At 52.7% G+C, this 22037-nt stretch carries 14 protein-coding genes, 2 tRNA genes and 4 rRNA genes; 13 read left to right on the forward strand and 7 right to left on the reverse strand.

What is annotated here, in order from left to right:
* From prmA to IB212_RS20820, 6 genes are all read left to right on the forward strand, one after another.
* The gene (gene prmA / locus IB212_RS20795) at positions 1 to 882 is read left to right on the forward strand and encodes a 50S ribosomal protein L11 methyltransferase (protein WP_041907816.1); all 882 of its coding nucleotides are present in this window, start codon (positions 1 to 3) and stop codon (positions 880 to 882) included.
* A gap of 138 nt (positions 883 to 1020) precedes the next feature.
* Positions 1021 to 1761 carry a carbonic anhydrase gene (locus IB212_RS20800; protein WP_048999228.1) on the forward strand — a complete coding sequence of 247 codons (741 nt, stop codon included), beginning with the start codon at positions 1021 to 1023 and terminating at the stop codon, positions 1759 to 1761.
* A gap of 330 nt (positions 1762 to 2091) precedes the next feature.
* Positions 2092 to 3057, forward strand: coding sequence for a tRNA dihydrouridine synthase DusB (gene dusB, locus IB212_RS20805; RefSeq protein WP_008502861.1), 966 nt, complete (start codon positions 2092 to 2094; stop codon positions 3055 to 3057).
* A gap of 23 nt (positions 3058 to 3080) precedes the next feature.
* Positions 3081 to 3377, forward strand: coding sequence for a DNA-binding transcriptional regulator Fis (gene fis / locus IB212_RS20810; protein ID WP_000462905.1), 297 nt, complete (start codon positions 3081 to 3083; stop codon positions 3375 to 3377).
* Between the two features lie 179 nt (positions 3378 to 3556).
* Positions 3557 to 3721 carry a DUF2556 family protein gene (locus IB212_RS20815; protein ID WP_014885446.1) on the forward strand — a complete coding sequence of 55 codons (165 nt, stop codon included), beginning with the start codon at positions 3557 to 3559 and terminating at the stop codon, positions 3719 to 3721.
* Between the two features lie 138 nt (positions 3722 to 3859).
* Positions 3860 to 5941, forward strand: a complete 2082-nt coding sequence (locus tag IB212_RS20820) for a bifunctional diguanylate cyclase/phosphodiesterase (RefSeq protein WP_041907809.1) — start codon at positions 3860 to 3862, stop codon at positions 5939 to 5941.
* On the opposite strand, the gene envR is transcribed toward IB212_RS20820, so the two are convergent.
* Entirely contained in the window at positions 5857 to 6573 is a 717-nt protein-coding gene (envR, locus tag IB212_RS20825) for an acrEF/envCD operon transcriptional regulator (RefSeq protein WP_041907807.1), read from the reverse strand. The genes IB212_RS20820 and envR overlap by 85 nt on opposite strands.
* 384 nt (positions 6574 to 6957) lie before the next feature.
* On the opposite strand from envR, the gene IB212_RS20830 reads away from it, so the two are divergent.
* The 7 genes from IB212_RS20830 to IB212_RS20860 all read left to right on the forward strand — a co-directional run bounded on the left by IB212_RS20830 (position 6958) and on the right by IB212_RS20860 (position 16347).
* Complete coding sequence (locus IB212_RS20830; RefSeq protein WP_041907805.1) at positions 6958 to 8097, forward strand: efflux RND transporter periplasmic adaptor subunit; 1140 nt, start codon at positions 6958 to 6960, stop codon at positions 8095 to 8097.
* Between the two features lie 11 nt (positions 8098 to 8108).
* Positions 8109 to 11222, forward strand: coding sequence for an efflux RND transporter permease subunit (locus IB212_RS20835; RefSeq protein ID WP_041907803.1), 3114 nt, complete (start codon positions 8109 to 8111; stop codon positions 11220 to 11222).
* 301 nt (positions 11223 to 11523) lie between these two features.
* The gene (locus IB212_RS20840; protein WP_008502867.1) at positions 11524 to 11745 is read left to right on the forward strand and encodes a lipoprotein; all 222 of its coding nucleotides are present in this window, start codon (positions 11524 to 11526) and stop codon (positions 11743 to 11745) included.
* 448 nt (positions 11746 to 12193) lie between these two features.
* Positions 12194 to 13219 carry an amino acid ABC transporter substrate-binding protein gene (locus tag IB212_RS20845; RefSeq protein ID WP_041907801.1) on the forward strand — a complete coding sequence of 342 codons (1026 nt, stop codon included), beginning with the start codon at positions 12194 to 12196 and terminating at the stop codon, positions 13217 to 13219.
* A 67-nt stretch (positions 13220 to 13286) separates the two neighbouring features.
* On the forward strand, positions 13287 to 14468 hold the full coding sequence (locus tag IB212_RS20850) for an amino acid ABC transporter permease (RefSeq protein ID WP_041907799.1): 1182 nt from the start codon (positions 13287 to 13289) through the stop codon (positions 14466 to 14468).
* Positions 14469 to 14477: 9 nt separating this feature from the next.
* Positions 14478 to 15581, forward strand: a complete 1104-nt coding sequence (locus IB212_RS20855) for an amino acid ABC transporter permease (RefSeq protein WP_041907798.1) — start codon at positions 14478 to 14480, stop codon at positions 15579 to 15581.
* A 7-nt stretch (positions 15582 to 15588) separates the two neighbouring features.
* Entirely contained in the window at positions 15589 to 16347 is a 759-nt protein-coding gene (locus IB212_RS20860; RefSeq protein WP_041907797.1) for an amino acid ABC transporter ATP-binding protein, read from the forward strand.
* Positions 16348 to 16453: 106 nt separating this feature from the next.
* Here IB212_RS20860 and rrf (IB212_RS20865) read toward each other — a convergent pair.
* The 6 genes from rrf (IB212_RS20865) to IB212_RS20890 all read right to left on the reverse strand — a co-directional run bounded on the left by rrf (IB212_RS20865) (position 16454) and on the right by IB212_RS20890 (position 21671).
* Positions 16454 to 16569 (reverse strand): 5S ribosomal RNA (rrf, locus tag IB212_RS20865).
* A gap of 43 nt (positions 16570 to 16612) precedes the next feature.
* Positions 16613 to 16688, reverse strand: a tRNA-Thr gene (locus tag IB212_RS20870).
* A 14-nt stretch (positions 16689 to 16702) separates the two neighbouring features.
* Positions 16703 to 16818, reverse strand: a 5S ribosomal RNA gene (rrf, locus tag IB212_RS20875).
* A gap of 65 nt (positions 16819 to 16883) precedes the next feature.
* Positions 16884 to 19787 (reverse strand): 23S ribosomal RNA (locus IB212_RS20880).
* Between the two features lie 183 nt (positions 19788 to 19970).
* Positions 19971 to 20046 (reverse strand) — tRNA-Glu (locus IB212_RS20885).
* Between the two features lie 85 nt (positions 20047 to 20131).
* Positions 20132 to 21671, reverse strand: a 16S ribosomal RNA gene (locus tag IB212_RS20890).
* The 16S, 23S and 5S rRNA genes sit together here with 2 tRNA genes alongside, the layout of an rRNA operon.
* Positions 21672 to 22037: the final 366 nt, after the last annotated feature.

Here is a 22037-nt window from a genome sequence, read left to right on the forward strand (position 1 = left end):
ATGCCGTGGATCCAACTAAAACTGAACACAACCGGCGCGAACGCCGAAGAGCTAAGCGATGCGCTGATGGAAGCCGGCTCTGTCTCCATCACCTTTCAGGACACGCACGACACGCCGGTCTTTGAACCGCTGCCGGGCGAAACGCGCCTGTGGGGTGATACCGACGTGATCGGCCTGTTCGATGCCGAAACCGACATGAAAGAGGTGGTGGCGATTCTGGAAAACCATCCGCTGCTGGGTGCAGGCTTCGCGCATAAAATCGAACAGCTGGAAGACAAAGACTGGGAACGCGAGTGGATGGACAACTTCCACCCGATGCAGTTCGGCAAACGTCTGTGGATCTGCCCAAGCTGGCGCGAGGTTCCCGATGAAAACGCGGTGAACGTGATGCTTGACCCAGGCCTGGCGTTTGGCACCGGCACCCATCCAACCACGTCTCTGTGCCTGCAGTGGCTGGATGGTCTCGATCTGGATGGTAAGACGGTGATCGACTTCGGCTGCGGTTCCGGGATCCTCGCGATTGCCGCGCTGAAACTGGGCGCGGCGAAAGCCATCGGGATCGATATCGATCCGCAGGCCATTCAGGCCAGCCGCGATAATGCCGAGCGTAACGGCGTCTCCGATCGTCTGGAGCTTTACCTGCCGGAAGCGCAGCCAGAAGCCATGAAAGCCGATGTGGTGGTCGCAAACATTCTCGCGGGCCCACTGCGTGAACTGGCGCCATTAATCAGCGTGCTGCCGGTTGAGGGTGGCCTGCTGGGACTTTCCGGCATTCTGGCAAGTCAGGCGGAGAGCGTTTGCGAAGCCTACGCCGATCTCTTTGCGCTCGACCCGGTCGTCGAGAAAGAAGAGTGGTGCCGCATTACCGGTCGTAAAAAATAAGTATTTGGCGTGGTCCTCTGACCACGCCTTTTCTCCTCGAATATTCCTCCCGCCCCTGGCCTGCCTCCGGTAAAATAACCCTACAAATCATATTGATAAATTTTGATTTGGATAATAAAAATTCACGGGAAGAATATTATGAAACACGTTTATAGCAAGGCAGCGCTGTTAGCGCTGAGCATGATCTCGGCTTCAGCATGCGCATCACACTGGAGCTACAAAGGAGAAAGTTCACCTGAGCACTGGGGCGAACTGGATGAGGCCTACAAGACCTGCCAAAGCGGGATGAACCAGTCCCCGATTGATATCGATTCCACCGTTAACGCCCATCTTTCCCCGCTGCAAACGCACTACGTTGACGGCCCTGTGACGCTGACAAATAATGGCCATACCATTCAGGCAAGCGAGCAGGCCGACACTCGCGACACTATCACGCTGGATAAGCAAACCTGGGCATTACAGCAGTTCCACTTCCACGCGCCGAGCGAAAACACCGTACACGGCAAGCATTACGCGATGGAAATGCACCTTGTGCATAAAAATGCGAAGGGGGAACTGGCGGTGGTCGCGGTCATGTTCGACAAAGGGGCAGAGAACCGTGAACTTGATAAACTGTGGGACGTTATGCCTCAGCAGGCTGAGCTGAACGTCTCCATCAAGCAGGAGCTCAACCTGAATAAGCTGCTGCCGGAAGATAAAACGTACTGGCGCTTTAGCGGCTCGCTGACAACGCCACCGTGTTCAGAAGGCGTCACCTGGATCGTGCTTAAGCATCCTCTGACGGTGTCCGCCGGGCAGCTCGAGAAATTCACCCACACAATGCATCACGATAATAACCGGCCGGTACAGTCCCTCCATGGTCGTGTTATCCTCGAATAACGTCTATTTTTTGCCCTGAGATCATGTTCTAAAATGCGACGCAGATCGCAAAGAAGTGGGGAAATCTGCTGTTAAAAACAGCAGATTATCCCGCTCATCTGTCGCATTTATTCAGAAATGATGAGAAGTTACGGGAAATTGTAAGCGCACATAAAATAGCCATCATCGCATAACTCAATGATTTAAATAATGAATAATTTTAAACGAAAAGATTGCGCGGCGATTCCTTGATCTACAACAGTGGATTGTTCAAAGTTTGGCCTTTCATCTCGTGCAAAAAATGCGTAATATACGCCGCCTTGCAGTCACAGTATGGTCATTTCTTAACTCATGCGCATCGGACACCACCAGCTTAGAAATCGCCTGATCGCAGCCCCAATGGCAGGTATTACCGACCGGCCGTTCAGGACGCTGTGCTATGAGATGGGAGCCGGTTTAACCGTATCCGAGATGATGTCGTCTAACCCGCAGGTTTGGGAAAGCGATAAATCCCGCCTTCGGATGGTGCACATTGATGAACCAGGTATTCGCACCGTGCAAATTGCCGGAAGCGTGCCTGAAGAGATGGCAGATGCCGCGCGTATTAACGTGGAAAGTGGTGCCCAGATTATTGATATCAATATGGGTTGCCCGGCCAAAAAGGTGAATCGCAAGCTTGCAGGTTCAGCCCTTCTGCAATACCCCGACCAGGTGAAAGCTATCCTGACGGCGGTTGTCAGCGCAGTGGACGTTCCTGTTACGTTGAAGATTCGCACGGGTTGGTCGCCGGAACACCGTAACTGTGTAGAGATTGCCCAACTGGCCGAAGATTGTGGTATTCAGGCCCTGACCATCCACGGACGCACTCGCGCCTGTTTGTTCAATGGTGAAGCTGAATACGACAGCATTCGGGCAGTTAAGCAGAAGGTTTCCATTCCGATTATCGCGAATGGCGACATAACTGACCCGCTTAAAGCCAGGGCTGTACTCGACTATACGGGAGCTGATGCTCTGATGATAGGACGTGCAGCTCAGGGAAGACCCTGGATCTTCCGGGAAATCCAGCATTATCTGGACACTGGGGAGCTGCTTGCCCCACTGCCTCTGGCAGAGGTAAAGCGCTTGCTTTGTTCGCATGTTCGGGAACTGCATGACCACTACGGTCAGGCAAAAGGGTACCGAATTGCGCGTAAACACGTCTCCTGGTATCTCCAGGAGCACGCTCCAGATGACCAGTTTCGGCGCACATTCAACGCCATTGAGGATGCCAGCGAACAGCTGGAGGCGTTGGAGGCATACTTCGAAAATCTTGCGTAATGAAATAAAGAGCTGACAGAACTATGTTCGAACAACGCGTAAATTCTGACGTACTGACCGTTTCTACCGTTAACTCTCAGGATCAGGTAACTCAAAAGCCCCTGCGTGACTCGGTTAAACAGGCACTGAAGAACTATTTTGCTCAACTGAATGGTCAGGATGTTAATGACCTGTATGAGCTGGTACTGGCTGAAGTTGAACAGCCACTGTTGGACATGGTGATGCAATACACCCGCGGTAACCAGACCCGCGCTGCGCTGATGATGGGTATCAACCGTGGTACTCTGCGTAAGAAACTGAAAAAATACGGCATGAACTGATACTAATCAGTTAAATGCTTGTTTAAAAAGGCGCTACCTGGCATGGGGATGCGCCTTTTTTATTGTCTTATTCTTTCACCGTCAACGCTTTGTAAACCTTTGCTTATCCCGCTTTTAAACCGCTTCTTTTCGTGTATATTTCCACCACTTCAGTGGCTCTCTTCTCGCGGAATGACACAATGATTCGTAAATACTGGTGGCTGGTCGTCTTTGCAATCTCCGTTTTTCTATTCGATGCCCTCCTGATGCAGTGGATTGAACTGATGAGTACCGAAACCGACAAGTGCCGCAATATGAACTCCGTCAATCCGCTGAAATTAGTGAACTGTTCAGAACTCGATTAACACCCTGCCGTCACCAACCTCCCCGTATTACCCACTAAAAACGGGGATTTAAATCCCTTTGAGCCGTTACCTGACGGTGATAATGTCTCGCCCTTCTCAACCTCTCCTGCGTAACGTCATACTCGAGTAGAACCGACCATGCTGGTTAGCCAATACAACCCTATCCTTGTAGCCCTCTCCTTTGCTGTTGCCATCCTTGCTGCTTACACCGCGCTGAATATGGCTGCACGCGTCGCCGGGAGTCAGGGCGTCGCAGCGCGCGTCTGGCTGGCGGGAGGCGGTGTTGCGATGGGCATTGGCGTATGGGCCATGCACTTTATCGGCATGCTGGCGATGGATCTCTCCATGAGCATGAGCTACAACGCGACCCTGACGATTTTATCTATGGTCATCGCCGTGGGGTCGTCACTGTTTGCGCTATGGCTCGTCAGCTGTGAACAACTGCGCATGCGCCGCCTGCTCCCCGGCGCTCTGGTGATGGGAATCGGCATTGTTGCCATGCATTACACCGGTATGGCGGCGCTGGAGGTGAGGCCGGGGATCGTTTGGGACACGCTGTGGGTGGCCATTTCGGTCGTGATTGCGCTTGTCGCTTCGCTTGCAGCATTGTGGCTGACCTTCCGCCTGCGCCACGAAGCCGCTCAGGTGGTGCTGATGCGCCTGGGTGCCGCCATCACGATGGGAATTGCTATCGCCGGTATGCACTACGCCGGGATGAAGGCCGCGCAGTTTCCAATGTCCACCATGGTTCACCATCAGGGTATTAACGGCAGCTGGCTGGCCGTGCTGGTCAGCGTCGTCGCGCTCTCTATTCTTGGGATCACCCTGCTGGTGTCGATGCTGGATGCCCGCCTGCAGGCACGAACCGCCCTTCTGGCCTCGTCGCTGGCAGAAGCGAACCGGGAACTTGCGCAGCTGGCGCTGCACGATACGCTGACGCGTCTGCCCAACCGTATCCTGCTGGAGGACCGGCTCGATCAGGCCATCAGCAAAGCTGACCGTGAAGGTACCCATTTCGCCCTGATGTTCATGGATCTCGACGGTTTTAAAGCCATCAATGACGCCTACGGCCATGATGTCGGTGACAGGCTGCTGGTCGCCGTTACGCAGCGTCTGCTGCATCTCCTGAAGGGCCAGTTTACCCTTGCACGCATTGGCGGCGATGAGTTTGTTCTGCTGGCTGAGGGAGAAGGTCCGGACGATGCGGCCTCGCTGGCAAATTCGCTGGTGCGGGCGATCGATAGCCCGTTCACTCTCGACCCCTACGAACTGGTGGTAACGCTTAGCATTGGTATCGCCCTGTACCCTCACGACGGCAAAACCGAACGTGAGCTGATGTTTAACGCCGACGCGGCGATGTATCACACCAAGCATATGGGCCGAAACGGCTATCACTTTTTCCAGCCCTCCATGAACACTCTGGCGCAGACCCATCTTCAGTTAATGAACGATCTGTGGATGGCCGTCGATCGTAATGAACTGCGCCTGCTTTATCAGCCAAAGTTTCACGCGCCCGCGGGCCCTCTCCTCGGGTTTGAAGCGCTGCTGCGCTGGCAGCATCCGAAGCAGGGTTTACTGACGCCGGATCTTTTCCTGCCGCTGGCGGAAAAAACCGGGCTTATCATCCCTATTGGTAACTGGGTGCTCAATGAAGCCTGTCGCCAGCTGAGAGAATGGCATTTGCAGGGGCATCGAAACTGGTCAATGGCAGTAAACCTGTCGACGCTGCAGTTCGAACAGCCCTCGCTGGTTAAAACAGTGCTCGACTGCCTGGAGCGTCATCACGTCCCGCCGGAAATGTTGATCCTGGAAGTCACGGAAACTACGGCGATGAGCAACCCCGATGAGAGCGTGCGGGTGCTGACAGAGCTGACGGATGCTGGGGTGAAAGCCTCGATTGATGATTTTGGGACCGGATATTCGAGCCTGCTGTATCTCAAGCGTTTACCGGCCTGTGAACTGAAGATAGACAGAGCGTTTGTGAAAGAGTTAAGCGGTGAAAGCGAGGATGCCACCATTGTCTCTGCGATTGTGGCCCTCGCGAAAACGCTCAACCTGAAAGTCGTGGCCGAAGGTGTGGAAACCGAAGCGCAGCAAGCCTTTTTGACGGAGCTGGGCTGTAATACCTTACAGGGTTATCTGTTAGGTAAACCCGCCAGCGCGCAGACCATCGAGGCGCTTTGTGCACGGGGTGAAATGTTGCCAGGCGCTGAGCCGTAATCATTATGAGGCGACACGCGCAAGAGAGGGAGTGTCGCCAGAATACTGTCGACCAGGGCTGGCGCCTGCTGATAAAGATTAAAACTGTCGGTATTCATTAACCAGTTTTTAATGATGCCGCTAAAAAAACCGTGGAATACGATCATGGTCAGCTCAACGTTCACCTGCGACGAAATGATGTTTCGAGAAATACATTTTTCCAGCGTAACGCGCAAAGAATCATAATTGAACCCAATACGTTTCCGAATTTCATCCTCTGAAATCATATCGCTAGTAAATTCACATTTATGATACAAAATTTGTAATAGCGCACATTGACGGGGTTCGCATGCGATATACTGAAGCGCAGTAATGAATTGCTCACGAAGTATTAACAACGGATCATCATTTTCGGCGAGAGAAAGCCTGTCGCGAATGATGTCACGTAGCGGTAATTGCTGTTCCCAAATGGCATTAAATATCTCTGCTTTACTGGTAAAGTGCCAGTAGATAGCACCACGCGTAACCTTTGCGGCATCGGCGATATCCGTCAGCGTCGTGCTGGCTACGCCTCGCGTCGCAAACTGCCCGATAGCCGCCTCAATCAACTGCTGTCGGGTTTGTTGAGCCTCTTCTTTCTTTTTACGCGCCATTGACAGCTACTCTTTACTCGCAAGGTATATACATAACATCAGGTTCGGATGGCTGGAAGTATTCACTAAAAGCCGTTTTAATTTTGCACAAAAAAAGTCAATTTACTTAATCTATAAACAATCTAAATACATGCCCGGAATTAAATTCACGAAATGAATAAATTTACCGGTTACGCTCTATTAGCCTGATTTAGCGGGCAGAAGTATAGCCGTATTTTCTACGGGACTGATTCTGATTTTCCTCTCAGGCCTCGTCATTCGCACTTATAAATTAAAAAACATTAAATACCCTCATTATTATACGCAGCTACATTTTATTTTTTCCCTCTGCCCCACTACCGATCTACGGCAAACATCGGTTAATGGGTATTTAAAGGAACAGTCATGACGAATCATTTCAGACGTTTACCCTTAGCCGGTTTCATTGTCTGCGCTGTACTGCTCACTGGATGCGATGGCCAGGAAAAACAACAACAACATGCACAGGCGCCTCAGGTCAGCGTCCATATCGTGAAAAGTGCGCCGCTGGCCGTCACAACTGAACTCCCGGGCAGAACAGATGCGTTCCGCGTTGCGGAGGTTCGTCCACAGGTTAGCGGTATCATTCTGCGTCGCAACTTCACGGAAGGTAGCGATGTAAAAGCTGGGGACTCACTTTATCAAATTGATCCTGCGACCTATCAGGCGGCTTACGACAGCGCGAAAGGCGAGCTGGCAAAGGCGCAGGCGGCGGCCAATATTGCACACCTGACGGTGAAACGTTATCTCCCGCTGGTGGGAACACAGTATGTCAGTAAACAAGAGTATGACCAGGCCGTGGCTACGGCCCAGCAGGCAGATGCCAGCGTTGTCGCCGCAAAAGCGGGCGTTGAAAGCGCACGCATCAACCTTGCGTATACCAAAGTAACGTCCCCTGTCGATGGCCGCATCGGCAAATCCAGCGTGACGGAAGGGGCGCTCGTGACGAACGGGCAGGCCGCAGCGCTGGCGACGGTCCAGCAGCTTGATCCGATTTATGTCGATGTGACCCAGTCGAGCAATGAATTTATGCGCCTGAAGCAGACGAGCCTGCAAAAAGGCGACACGGCCAGCAGCGTTGAGCTGCTGATGGAGAATGGTCAGCCCTATCCTCTGAAAGGTACCCTGCAGTTCTCCGACGTTACGGTGGATGAAAGCACCGGCTCAATCACGCTGCGCGCCATTTTCCCGAATCCTCAACACCTGCTGTTACCGGGGATGTTCGTTCGCGCCCGCATTGATGAAGGCACACAGCCAGATGCCATTCTGGTTCCGCAGCAGGGGGTGACCCGAACGCCGCGAGGCGACGCAACCGTGCTGGTGGTTAATGATAAAAACCAGGTTGAATCACGTACCGTCGTTGCGCCTCAGGCCATTGGCGACCGCTGGCTGGTGACGGAAGGGCTGAAAAACGGTGACCGCGTGATTGTCAGCGGATTACAAAAAGTCAGACCAGGGGCTACCGTCGTCGCCACGCCAGATACCACCACGACTCCCGCCAGTTAAGGAACGACGACATGGCTAATTTCTTTATTCAAAGGCCAGTTTTCGCCTGGGTACTTGCCATCATTTTGATGATTGCAGGCGGGCTGGCCATTCTCAAACTGCCCGTCGCCCAGTATCCGACGATTGCTCCGCCAGCCGTGGCGATTTCTGCGACCTACCCCGGCGCTGATGCCCAGACGGTGCAGGATACCGTGACCCAGGTTATCGAACAGAACATGAACGGTATCGACAACCTGATGTACATGTCTTCCACCAGCGATTCAGCAGGTAATGTCACCATCACACTGACCTTCGAGTCAGGAACGGATCCGGACATCGCCCAGGTGCAGGTGCAGAACAAACTGCAGCTCGCCATGCCGCTGCTGCCGCAAGAGGTACAGCAGCAGGGGATTGGCGTTGAGAAATCCAGCAGCAGCTTCCTGCTGGTCGCCGGTTTTGTTTCGGACAACAAAAACCTCACTCAGGATGATATCTCCGACTATGTCGCCTCGAACGTCAAAGATGCTATCAGCCGAACGACGGGTGTCGGCGACGTTCAGCTGTTTGGCGCCCAGTATGCGATGCGCATCTGGCTCGACAGCAACGCGATGAATAAATACCAGCTGACGCCGCTGGATATTATCAACCAGCTGAAAACGCAGAACGACCAGATAGCGGCAGGTCAGTTGGGCGGTACGCCATCGGTTCCTGGACAGCAGTTGAATGCCTCCATCATCGCGCAAACTCGCCTGAAATCACCGGAAGAGTTTGGCCGCGTGACGCTCAAGGTGAACCAGGACGGCTCGATGGTTCACCTGAAGGATGTCGCTCGCATTGAGCTCGGCGGCGAAAACTACAATATGGTGACCAAAATCAACGGGCAGGCAGCCACCGGCCTTGGGATTAAGCTGGCAACCGGGGCAAACGCGCTGGATACCGCGGCAGCCATCAAGAGCAAACTGGCGCAACTGCAACAGTTCTTCCCGCAGGGGTTGAAGGTCGTCTATCCCTATGACACCACGCCTTTTGTGAAAATTTCTATTCATGAAGTGGTGAAGACCTTGTTTGAAGCGATCGTTCTGGTCTTCCTGGTCATGTATCTGTTCCTGCAAAACCTGCGCGCGACGCTCATTCCGACTATCGCGGTGCCGGTGGTTCTGCTGGGTACCTTCGCGGTTCTTGCGGCGTTCGGTTTCTCCATCAACACCCTGACGATGTTCGGGATGGTACTGGCGATAGGGCTACTCGTTGATGACGCCATCGTGGTGGTCGAGAACGTTGAGCGCGTGATGGTAGAGGACAAGCTGCCGCCGAAAGAGGCCACGCAGAAGTCGATGGAGCAGATCCAGGGCGCGCTGGTGGGGATCGCGATGGTTCTCTCGGCGGTCTTTGTCCCGATGGCCTTTTTTGGTGGCTCGACGGGCGCCATCTATCGCCAGTTCTCGCTGACTATCGTTTCCGCCATGGCCCTCTCCGTGCTGGTTGCGCTAATCCTGACGCCCGCACTCTGCGCAACGCTGCTTAAGCCCGCTTCTGGCGATCATCATGAGAAGAAAGGGGGGTTCTTTGGCTGGTTCAATGCGCTCTTTGATAAGAGCGTGGAGCACTACAGCAACAGCGTAAGCGGTATTTTGCGTAAGACCGGTCGCTATCTGGTGGTGTACGTCCTTATTGTCGGTGGGATGGCGGTGCTGTTCCTGCGCTTACCTACTTCCTTCCTGCCTGAAGAGGATCAGGGGGTATTTATGACGATGGTTCAACTCCCGGCGGGTGCGACCCAGACGCGTACTCAGCAGGTTCTCGACCAGGTTCAGGACTACTATCTGACCCAAGAGAAAGCGAACGTTGAATCCGTCTTTACCGTTAACGGCTTTAGCTTTAGCGGTCAGGGCCAGAACTCCGGTATCGCCTTCGTCAGCCTGAAGCTCTGGGAAGAACGTTCTGGGGAGAAAAATAGCGTTGAGGCCATCGTGGGCCGAGCGACAAAAGCGTTCAGCCAGATTAAAGACGGTCTTGTATTTCCGTTTAACCTGCCTGCCATTATCGAACTGGGAACCGCAACGGGCTTCGACTTTGAACTTATCGATCAGGCAAACCTGGGGCATACCCAGCTGACGCAGGCGCGTAATCAGCTGCTCGGCATGGTGAAAGAGCACCCTGACCTGCTGGTTCGCGTGCGTCCTAACGGCCTGGAGGATACACCGCAGTTCAAACTGGATGTCGATCAGGAGAAAGCGCAGGCGCTGGGTATTAGCATTTCTGACGTCAACCAGACGATATCGACGGCGTTGGGTGGTACCTATGTGAATGACTTTATCGATCATGGCCGTGTGAAAAAAGTTTACGTCCAGGCGGATGCGAAATTCCGAATGTTGCCGGGGGACATCAACAATCTCTACGTGCGCAGCGCGAATGGGGAAATGGTGCCGTTCTCATCCTTTAGCAGCGCTCACTGGGTTTACGGTTCTCCTCGTCTGGAACGCTATAACGGCATGCCGTCCATGGAGATCCTCGGTGAGTCAGCCCCAGGGAAAAGTACCGGTGAGGCCATGGTGATGATGGAAAGCCTGGCGGCAAAACTGCCTTCCGGTATCGGCTATGACTGGACGGGAATGTCTTATCAGGAACGCCTTTCCGGTAACCAGGCGCCTGCACTGTACGCCATTTCACTGATCGTGGTGTTCCTGTGCCTGGCTGCACTGTATGAAAGCTGGTCCATACCCTTCTCTGTCATGCTGGTTGTGCCGTTAGGCGTCATCGGGGCTCTTTTCGCAGCGTCGCTGCGCGGGTTAAACAATGACGTCTATTTCCAGGTCGGCCTGCTGACAACGATTGGGTTATCGGCGAAAAACGCCATCCTGATCGTCGAATTTGCTAAGGATCTGATGGATAAAGAAGGTAAAGGTATCATTGAGGCCACGCTGGAAGCCTCAAGAATGCGCCTTCGCCCGATCCTGATGACCTCCCTGGCCTTCATTCTTGGCGTCATGCCGCTGGTAATTAGCACCGGAGCCGGGAGCGGAGCGCAAAACGCCGTCGGTACGGGTGTGATGGGAGGCATGCTTTCCGCAACGCTTCTGGCTATTTTCTTTGTGCCCGTTTTCTTTGTGGTTGTCCGGAGACGGTTTACCAACCATAAGGATTAACGTATCCCTGAAGGCACCGTTTGGTGCCTTTTTTATTTTAATATAAACAATGGATTAGTCATTATTGAATCACATATTAAAAATTCATGAGTTTGCATTAAGTAAAAGCGCCCTCTTGCGACTCCATAATTTCTCCATGAATTTATCCAGAAAACGCTTTTTCTCCATGATTTTTACAAACTACATAATTTGAGATTATTCCACGTGTAACGGGAACTTACCCTGGTGGTAAAATAATCTCCAGTTCGTTAATAGCCCTCCTGGCTTTGCAGCGAATAAGAAATAATACTGAGGTAACATCATGAAAAGATTCATTTCCGTTGCACTTCTCGCTGCGCTGCTTGCTGGTTGCGCGCACGACTCTCCTTGTGTACCGGTTTACGATGATCAGGGCCGATTGGTTCATACCAATACCTGTATGAAAGGCACCACCCAGGACAACTGGGAAACAGCGGGTGCCATCGCCGGCGGCGCTGCCGCAGTAGCGGGTTTAACGTTAGGTATTGTTGCCCTGACGAAGTAACATCTGTTCAGAAAGCGCGGCTCCGGCCGCGCTTTTGCTTTTAATGAGTGCACCATTTTCTAATAAATAAAAAAGTTCCGCATTTATTCTTATATTTCATTTCAACCAACCGCTATCAACACCTTTTTCTTATCTCTGATGATTTTCATACATTAATACTATTGAATACTCTGCCAATATTCACCTCAGAAACTATCTCTTCTTTTTATCTCATCCCGGTTAAAACTTTTGCTCCAATTTGTGGCACAGGTTGTAATTTCGCACTGTTTCGGGGCGCTCATTTTATTTAAGCCTGTCTACACTCTGCATTAAGCGTTCAGTTTTCTCTTATCTCGCTGAACTCAAAACTGGCATTACGTTTGCTTTATAAACGTTGGCCAATGCCACAGACAGGTTAAGCGCTTAAAAACGCTTCTATAACAATAAATTTCGCCACACAGGATCCATTATGAAAAAGACGATGATAGCCAGCCTGACCGCTGCAGGCATGTTGTTTGCCATAGCCGTTCAAGCCCATGCGGGAACGACGCTGGATGCCGTTAAAAAGAAAGGTTTTGTTCAATGCGGTATCAGCGACGGTCTGCCTGGCTTCTCTTATGCCGATGCGAACGGCAAATTTACCGGTATTGATGTGGATGTCTGCCGTGGCGTCGCAGCAGCGGTTTTTGGTGATGACAGCAAAGTAAAATACACCCCGCTGACGGCGAAAGAGCGCTTTACGGCGCTGCAGTCCGGCGAAGTTGACATGCTCTCGCGTAACACCACCTGGACCTCCTCCCGCGATGCAGGTATGGGAATGTCATTTACGGGCGTGACCTATTATGACGGCATCGGCTTTCTGACCCACAATAAAGCGGGCCTGAAAAGCGCCAAAGAACTGGATGGCGCCACCGTGTGTATCCAGGCGGGTACCGATACCGAGCTGAACGTCGCGGATTATTTCAAAGCAAATAAGATGAAATACACCCCTGTGACTTTCGACCGCTCGGATGAATCAGCCAAAGCGCTGGAATCCGGTCGCTGCGACACCCTGGCCTCTGACCAGTCACAGCTGTATGCCTTACGCATTAAGCTGAGCAATCCGGCGGAATGGATTGTCCTGCCTGAAGTGATCTCCAAAGAACCTCTCGGACCGGTTGTGCGTCGTGGCGATGAAGACTGGTTCTCTATCGTTCGCTGGACGCTGTTTGCCATGCTGAATGCAGAAGAGATGGGCATCAACTCGAAAAACGTTGATGAGAAAGCGGCGAATCCTTCCACCCCGGATATGGCGCACCTGCTCGGTAAAGAAGGTGATTTCGGCAAGGATCTGAAGCTGGATAACAAGTGGGCTTACAACATCATCAAACAGGTGGGTAACTACGCAGAGATCTTCGAGCGTAACGTGGGATCGGAAAGCCCGCTGAAGATCAAACGCGGCCAGAACAATCTCTGGAATAACGGCGGTATTCAGTACGCGCCACCAGTACGTTAAGTCATAGCTGTAACGGGCACTGCTCGGGCAGTGCCCACTCCAGAGTCATGGTTACTGAGGTTTCTTTATGTCCCATCGCCGCTCAGCCGTAAAAGGATCGCTATCCTTTTCTCATCCCGCGGTCCGCGCCTGGCTATTCCAGATTATTGCTATTGTTGCGGTTGTTCTTATCGCCGTGTATCTCATCCATAACACCATCACTAACCTGAATAATCGCGGTATCACCTCCGGTTTTGCGTTTCTGGATCGCAGCGCGGGCTTTGGGATTGTTCAGCACCTTATCGACTATCAGGAGGGTGACACGTACGGACGCGTGTTTGTGGTCGGTTTACTGAATACGCTGTTGGTATCGGCACTTTGTATTGTCTTCGCGTCCATCCTGGGCTTCTTTATTGGGCTGGCGCGTCTTTCTGAAAACTGGCTGCTGCGAAAGCTTTCCACCATCTATATTGAGACGTTTCGCAACATCCCACCGCTGCTGCAGATCTTCTTCTGGTATTTCGCGGTGCTGCGTAATCTTCCCGGTCCCCGCCAGGCCGTCGATGCGTTTGAGCTGTTTTTCCTGAGTAATCGTGGGTTATACATTCCCTCTCCGCAGGTGGCCGAAGGGATTTACGCCTTTATCGTCGCCATTATTGTTGCGCTCGCGATTTCCGTCGGCCTGTTCCGCTATAACTGTAAGCATCAGATTAAAACCGGACAGCTTCGTAAAACATGGCCAGTTGCCGCTGCGCTGATTGTTGGCTTACCGTTAGTTGCTCACTGGCTTTTTGGTGCAGCCTTGCACTGGGATATTCCTCACCTACGCGGGTTCAACTTCCAGGGTGGTATGGTGTTAATTCCTGAACTTGCCGCACTCACGCTGGCGCTTTCAATTTATACCTCCGCGTTTATTGCGGAAATCATCCGCTCCGGGATCCAGGCCGTGCCTTACGGGCAGCACGAGGCGGCACGTTCACTCGGTTTGCCGAATACCGTGACGCTTCGCCAGGTCATTATTCCGCAGGCTTTACGGGTGATCATTCCGCCCCTGACCAGCCAGTATCTCAACATTGTCAAAAACTCATCGCTGGCAGCTGCCATTGGTTATCCGGATATGGTGTCTCTCTTCGCCGGAACCGTGCTTAACCAGACCGGACAGGCCATAGAAACCATTGCCATCACCATGTCCGTCTATCTAATCATCAGTCTGGCCATTTCGTTGCTGATGAACCTTTATAACCGTCGTATAGCACTGGTCGAGCGCTAAGGATCTATGATGACAAAAGCGATACTGTCGCACTCCTCGCGCCCTGCCAGCTCGACGGGTGGACGTTTTATTCTCTGGGCACGCAAGAATCTCTTCTCCAGCTGGAGTAATAGCCTGCTGACGATTGTCTGCCTGTGGCTCATGTGGGAATTGATTCCTCCCCTGCTGAACTGGGCGGTTATACAGGCCAACTGGGTCGGTACAACTCGGGCAGATTGCACAAAAGCCGGCGCTTGCTGGGTGTTTATTCATGAGCGCTTCGGTCAGTTCATGTATGGATTGTATCCGCATGAACAGCGCTGGCGGATTAATCTGGCGCTGGTTATCGGCCTGCTCTCTGTTGCAGTCATGTTCTGGAAAAAGCTGCCTCACCGTGGACGCTATATTGCCGTCTGGGCGGTGGTTTATCCGATTATTGTCTGGGTGCTGCTGTATGGCGGTTTTCTGGGGCTGGAACGCGTTGAAACACGCCAGTGGGGTGGCCTGACGCTGACATTGATTATCGCTTCAGTAGGGATCGCCGGCGCGCTACCGTTGGGCATTTTACTCGCCCTGGGTCGCCGTTCAAAAATGCCGGTCGTACGCGTGCTCTCCGTTATCTTTATTGAGTTCTGGCGCGGCGTACCGCTTATCACCGTACTGTTTATGTCGTCGGTCATGCTGCCACTGTTTATGGCGGAAGGTACAACGATCGACAAGCTGATCCGTGCCCTGGTCGGGGTGATTCTCTTCCAGTCCGCCTATGTCGCTGAAGTTGTACGCGGTGGCCTGCAGGCATTGCCTAAAGGCCAGTACGAAGCGGCGGAATCGCTGGCGCTCGGTTACTGGAAAACGCAGGGGCTGGTGATCCTTCCGCAAGCGCTCAAGCTGGTTATCCCTGGTCTGGTCAATACGATCATTGCTCTCTTTAAAGATACCAGCCTGGTGATCATCATCGGATTGTTCGATCTCTTTAGCAGCGTGCAGCAGGCAACCGTTGACCCTGTCTGGCTGGGTATGTCCACCGAGGGATATGTCTTTGCCGCTCTGATCTACTGGATCTTTTGTTTTAGCATGTCGCGCTATAGCCAGCATCTGGAAAAGCGCTTTAACACCGGGCGTACACCGCACTGAGGAAATTATGAGCCAAATGACTATGACAACCGCCAACGCGATGATTACGCTGGAAAACGTCAATAAATGGTATGGACAGTTTCATGTCCTGAAGGACATCAATCTTAAGGTAAAGCAGGGCGAACGCATCGTCCTTTGCGGCCCTTCCGGTTCAGGTAAATCCACAACCATTCGCTGTATTAACCATCTTGAAGAGCATCAACAAGGGCGCATTGTGGTTGATGGTATTGAACTGAATGAAGATATCCGCAATATCGAACGCGTGCGGCAGGAAGTGGGAATGGTATTTCAGCACTTTAATCTGTTTCCACACCTGACCGTTCTGCAGAACTGTACGCTTGCGCCGATTTGGGTCCGAAAGATGCCGAAACAGGAGGCGGAGGCGCTGGCGATGCACTACCTTGAACGCGTACGCATCGCGGAGCATGCCAATAAGTTTCCTGGTCAGATCTCGGGCGGGCAACAGCAGCGCGTGGCTATCGCCCGTTCGCTGTGCATGAAACCCAAAATCATGCTGTTTGACGAACCGACATCTGCGCTGGATCCCGAAATGGTGAAAGAAGTACTGGATACCATGATTGGGCTGGCCCAATCCGGCATGACGATGCTGTGCGTCACGCATGAGATGGGATTCGCGAGAACCGTGGCCGACCGGGTGATCTTTATGGACCGCGGCGAGATTGTTGAGCAGGCACCGCCGGATGAGTTCTTTGCGCATCCGAAGTCAGAACGTACGCGAGCATTTTTATCGCAGGTAATTCATTAGTCGTTTGCTCTGCCGGGTGGCGGCTTCGCCTTACCCGGCCTACGGTTTGTGCAGCGCAGAAACGCAAAAAGGCCATCCTTTCGGATGGCCTTTTCACTTATTTGATGTCTGGCAGTTCCCTACTCTCACATGGGGAGACCCCACACTACCATCGGCGCTACGGCGTTTCACTTCTGAGTTCGGCATGGGGTCAGGTGGGACCACCGCGCTAAAGCCGCCAGACAAATTCTTTTACTTCTTGCCGAACTTTAACCTAAGTATAAAGTGGTGCTGATACCCAGAGTCGAACTGGGGACCTCACCCTTACCAAGGGTGCGCTCTACCAACTGAGCCATATCAGCACGCTAAATTTGATGCCTGGCAGTTCCCTACTCTCACATGGGGAGACCCCACACTACCATCGGCGCTACGGCGTTTCACTTCTGAGTTCGGCATGGGGTCAGGTGGGACCACCGCGCTAAAGCCGCCAGGCAAATTCTGTTATCTGTATCAGGCTGAAAATCTGTCTCTCACCGCCAAAACAGCTTCGGCGTTGTAAGGTTAAGCCTCACGGTTCATTAGTACCGGTTAGCTCAACGCATCGCTGCGCTTACACACCCGGCCTATCAACGTCGTCGTCTTCAACGTTCCTTCAGGAGACTTATAGTCTCAGGGAGAACTCATCTCGGGGCAAGTTTCGTGCTTAGATGCTTTCAGCACTTATCTCTTCCGCATTTAGCTACCGGGCAGTGCCATTGGCATGACAACCCGAACACCAGTGATGCGTCCACTCCGGTCCTCTCGTACTAGGAGCAGCCCCCCTCAATTCTCCAGCGCCCACGGCAGATAGGGACCGAACTGTCTCACGACGTTCTAAACCCAGCTCGCGTACCACTTTAAATGGCGAACAGCCATACCCTTGGGACCTACTTCAGCCCCAGGATGTGATGAGCCGACATCGAGGTGCCAAACACCGCCGTCGATATGAACTCTTGGGCGGTATCAGCCTGTTATCCCCGGAGTACCTTTTATCCGTTGAGCGATGGCCCTTCCATTCAGAACCACCGGATCACTATGACCTGCTTTCGCACCTGCTCGAGCCGTCACTCTCGCAGTCAAGCTAGCTTATGCCATTGCACTAACCTCCTGATGTCCGACCAGGATTAGCTAACCTTCGTGCTCCTCCGTTACTCTTTGGGAGGAGACCGCCCCAGTCAAACTACCCACCAGACACTGTCCGCAACCCGGATCACGGGTCCACGTTAGAACACCAGCCATTAAAGGGTGGTATTTCAAGGACGGCTCCACGCAGACTGGCGTCCACGCTTCAAAGCCTCCCACCTATCCTACACATCAAGGACCAGTGTTCAGTGTCAAGCTATAGTAAAGGTTCACGGGGTCTTTCCGTCTTGCCGCGGGTACACTGCATCTTCACAGCGAGTTCAATTTCACTGAGTCTCGGGTGGAGACAGCCTGGCCATCATTACGCCATTCGTGCAGGTCGGAACTTACCCGACAAGGAATTTCGCTACCTTAGGACCGTTATAGTTACGGCCGCCGTTTACCGGGGCTTCGATCAAGAGCTTCGCGTTGCCGCTAACCCCATCAATTAACCTTCCGGCACCGGGCAGGCGTCACACCGTATACGTCCACTTTCGTGTTTGCACAGTGCTGTGTTTTTAATAAACAGTTGCAGCCAGCTGGTATCTTCGACTGATTTCAGCTCCGTCCGCAGGGACTTCACCTACATATCAGCGTGCCTTCTCCCGAAGTTACGGCACCATTTTGCCTAGTTCCTTCACCCGAGTTCTCTCAAGCGCCTTGGTATTCTCTACCTGACCACCTGTGTCGGTTTGGGGTACGATTTCGTGTTACCTGATGCTTAGAGGCTTTTCCTGGAAGCAGGGCATTTATCACTTCAGCACCGTAGTGCCTCGTCATCACGCCTCAGTGTTAAAGTGAACCGGATTTGCCTGGAACACACACCTACACGCTTAAACCGGGACAACCGTCGCCCGGCTGACATAGCCTTCTCCGTCCCCCCTTCGCAGTAACACCAAGTACAGGAATATTAACCTGTTTCCCATCGACTACGCCTTTCGGCCTCGCCTTAGGGGTCGACTCACCCTGCCCCGATTAACGTTGGACAGGAACCCTTGGTCTTCCGGCGAGCGGGCTTTTCACCCGCTTTATCGTTACTTATGTCAGCATTCGCACTTCTGATACCTCCAGCATGCCTCACAGCACACCTTCAACGGCTTACAGAACGCTCCCCTACCCAACAACACATAGTGTCGCTGCCGCAGCTTCGGTGCATGGTTTAGCCCCGTTACATCTTCCGCGCAGGCCGACTCGACCAGTGAGCTATTACGCTTTCTTTAAATGATGGCTGCTTCTAAGCCAACATCCTGGCTGTCTGTGCCTTCCCACATCGTTTCCCACTTAACCATGACTTTGGGACCTTAGCTGGCGGTCTGGGTTGTTTCCCTCTTCACGACGGACGTTAGCACCCGCCGTGTGTCTCCCGTGATAACATTCTTCGGTATTCGTAGTTTGCATCGGGTTGGTAAGCCGGGATGGCCCCCTAGCCGAAACAGTGCTCTACCCCCGAAGATGAGTTCACGAGGCGCTACCTAAATAGCTTTCGGGGAGAACCAGCTATCTCCCGGTTTGATTGGCCTTTCACCCCCAGCCACAGGTCATCCGCTAATTTTTCAACATTAGTCGGTTCGGTCCTCCAGTTAGTGTTACCCAACCTTCAACCTGCCCATGGCTAGATCACCGGGTTTCGGGTCTATACCCTGCAACTTAACGCCCAGTTAAGACTCGGTTTCCCTGCGGCTCCCCTATACGGTTAACCTTGCTACAGAATATAAGTCGCTGACCCATTATACAAAAGGTACGCAGTCACACCACGAAGGTGCTCCCACTGCTTGTACGTACACGGTTTCAGGTTCTTTTTCACTCCCCTCGCCGGGGTTCTTTTCGCCTTTCCCTCACGGTACTGGTTCACTATCGGTCAGTCAGGAGTATTTAGCCTTGGAGGATGGTCCCCCCATATTCAGACAGGATACCACGTGTCCCGCCCTACTCTTCGAGTTCACAACCTGTGCATTTTCGTGTACGGGACTGTCACCCTGTACCGTGCGACTTTCCAGACGCTTCCACTAACACACAAGCTGATTCAGACTCCGGGCTGCTCCCCGTTCGCTCGCCGCTACTGGGGGAATCTCGGTTGATTTCTTTTCCTCGGGGTACTTAGATGTTTCAGTTCCCCCGGTTCGCCTCGTTAACCTATGTATTCAGTTAACGATAGTGCAACGAATTGCACTGGGTTTCCCCATTCGGACATCGACGGGTCAAGGGTTCATATCACCTCGCCGTCGCTTTTCGCAGATTAGCACGTCCTTCATCGCCTCTGACTGCCAGGGCATCCACCGTGTACGCTTAGTCGCTTAACCTCACAACCCGAAGATGTTTCACTTCTGATTGCGAAAATTTGAGAGACTCGAACACACCATTAAAGATGTGTCGTTTCAATTTTCAGCTTGATCCAGATTTTTAAAGAGCAAATATCTCAAACATGACTCGCAAGTCAGTTTTGAGATATGACGGCAGGTGACTTTCACTCACGAACCAGCAAGTGGCGTCCCCTAGGGGATTCGAACCCCTGTTACCGCCGTGAAAGGGCGGTGTCCTGGGCCTCTAGACGAAGGGGACGTGTCAGTCTCAATCGCAAGACGCCTTGCTGTTTACTTTTCATCAGACAATCTGTGTGAGCACTACAAAGGCAGGTTCTTTAAGGTAAGGAGGTGATCCAACCGCAGGTTCCCCTACGGTTACCTTGTTACGACTTCACCCCAGTCATGAATCACAAAGTGGTAAGCGCCCTCCCGAAGGTTAAGCTACCTACTTCTTTTGCAACCCACTCCCATGGTGTGACGGGCGGTGTGTACAAGGCCCGGGAACGTATTCACCGTGGCATTCTGATCCACGATTACTAGCGATTCCGACTTCATGGAGTCGAGTTGCAGACTCCAATCCGGACTACGACGCACTTTATGAGGTCCGCTTGCTCTCGCGAGGTCGCTTCTCTTTGTATGCGCCATTGTAGCACGTGTGTAGCCCTACTCGTAAGGGCCATGATGACTTGACGTCATCCCCACCTTCCTCCAGTTTATCACTGGCAGTCTCCTTTGAGTTCCCGGCCTAACCGCTGGCAACAAAGGATAAGGGTTGCGCTCGTTGCGGGACTTAACCCAACATTTCACAACACGAGCTGACGACAGCCATGCAGCACCTGTCTCAGAGTTCCCGAAGGCACCAAAGCATCTCTGCTAAGTTCTCTGGATGTCAAGAGTAGGTAAGGTTCTTCGCGTTGCATCGAATTAAACCACATGCTCCACCGCTTGTGCGGGCCCCCGTCAATTCATTTGAGTTTTAACCTTGCGGCCGTACTCCCCAGGCGGTCGACTTAACGCGTTAGCTCCGGAAGCCACGCCTCAAGGGCACAACCTCCAAGTCGACATCGTTTACGGCGTGGACTACCAGGGTATCTAATCCTGTTTGCTCCCCACGCTTTCGCACCTGAGCGTCAGTCTTTGTCCAGGGGGCCGCCTTCGCCACCGGTATTCCTCCAGATCTCTACGCATTTCACCGCTACACCTGGAATTCTACCCCCCTCTACAAGACTCTAGCCTGCCAGTTTCGAATGCAGTTCCCAGGTTGAGCCCGGGGATTTCACATCCGACTTGACAGACCGCCTGCGTGCGCTTTACGCCCAGTAATTCCGATTAACGCTTGCACCCTCCGTATTACCGCGGCTGCTGGCACGGAGTTAGCCGGTGCTTCTTCTGCGGGTAACGTCAATCGATGAGGTTATTAACCTCACCGCCTTCCTCCCCGCTGAAAGTACTTTACAACCCGAAGGCCTTCTTCATACACGCGGCATGGCTGCATCAGGCTTGCGCCCATTGTGCAATATTCCCCACTGCTGCCTCCCGTAGGAGTCTGGACCGTGTCTCAGTTCCAGTGTGGCTGGTCATCCTCTCAGACCAGCTAGGGATCGTCGCCTAGGTGAGCCGTTACCCCACCTACTAGCTAATCCCATCTGGGCACATCTGATGGCAAGAGGCCCGAAGGTCCCCCTCTTTGGTCTTGCGACGTTATGCGGTATTAGCTACCGTTTCCAGTAGTTATCCCCCTCCATCAGGCAGTTTCCCAGACATTACTCACCCGTCCGCCACTCGTCACCCGAGAGCAAGCTCTCTGTGCTACCGTTCGACTTGCATGTGTTAGGCCTGCCGCCAGCGTTCAATCTGAGCCATGATCAAACTCTTCAATTTAAGTTTGATGCTCGTGAATTAAACTTCGTAATGAATTACGTATGTTCACTCAGAGACTTGGTATTCATTTTTCGTCCGAGGACGTTAAGAATCCATGTCACTTTGAGTGCCCACACAGATTGTCTGATAAATTGTTAAAGAGCAGTGCAACGCGGCTTTCGCTCACCGTTGCGAGGTGGCGTATATTACGCTTTCCTCTTTCAGAGTCAACCCGTTATTTCAGGATTTTTTCTCTTCAACCGACCGGGTTAACTGTGAAGCGATTCACATCCGCCGTGTCGATGGAGGCGCATTATAGGGATCCCAATTTTTAGCACAAGTGTTTTTTAGATCTTTTTTTTCGACTGCTGATTTTCCGCGCTTTTC

Origin of the sequence: Enterobacter sp. E12 (assembly GCF_014596715.2) — a bacterium.
Lineage (GTDB): Bacteria > Pseudomonadota > Gammaproteobacteria > Enterobacterales > Enterobacteriaceae > Enterobacter > Enterobacter bugandensis.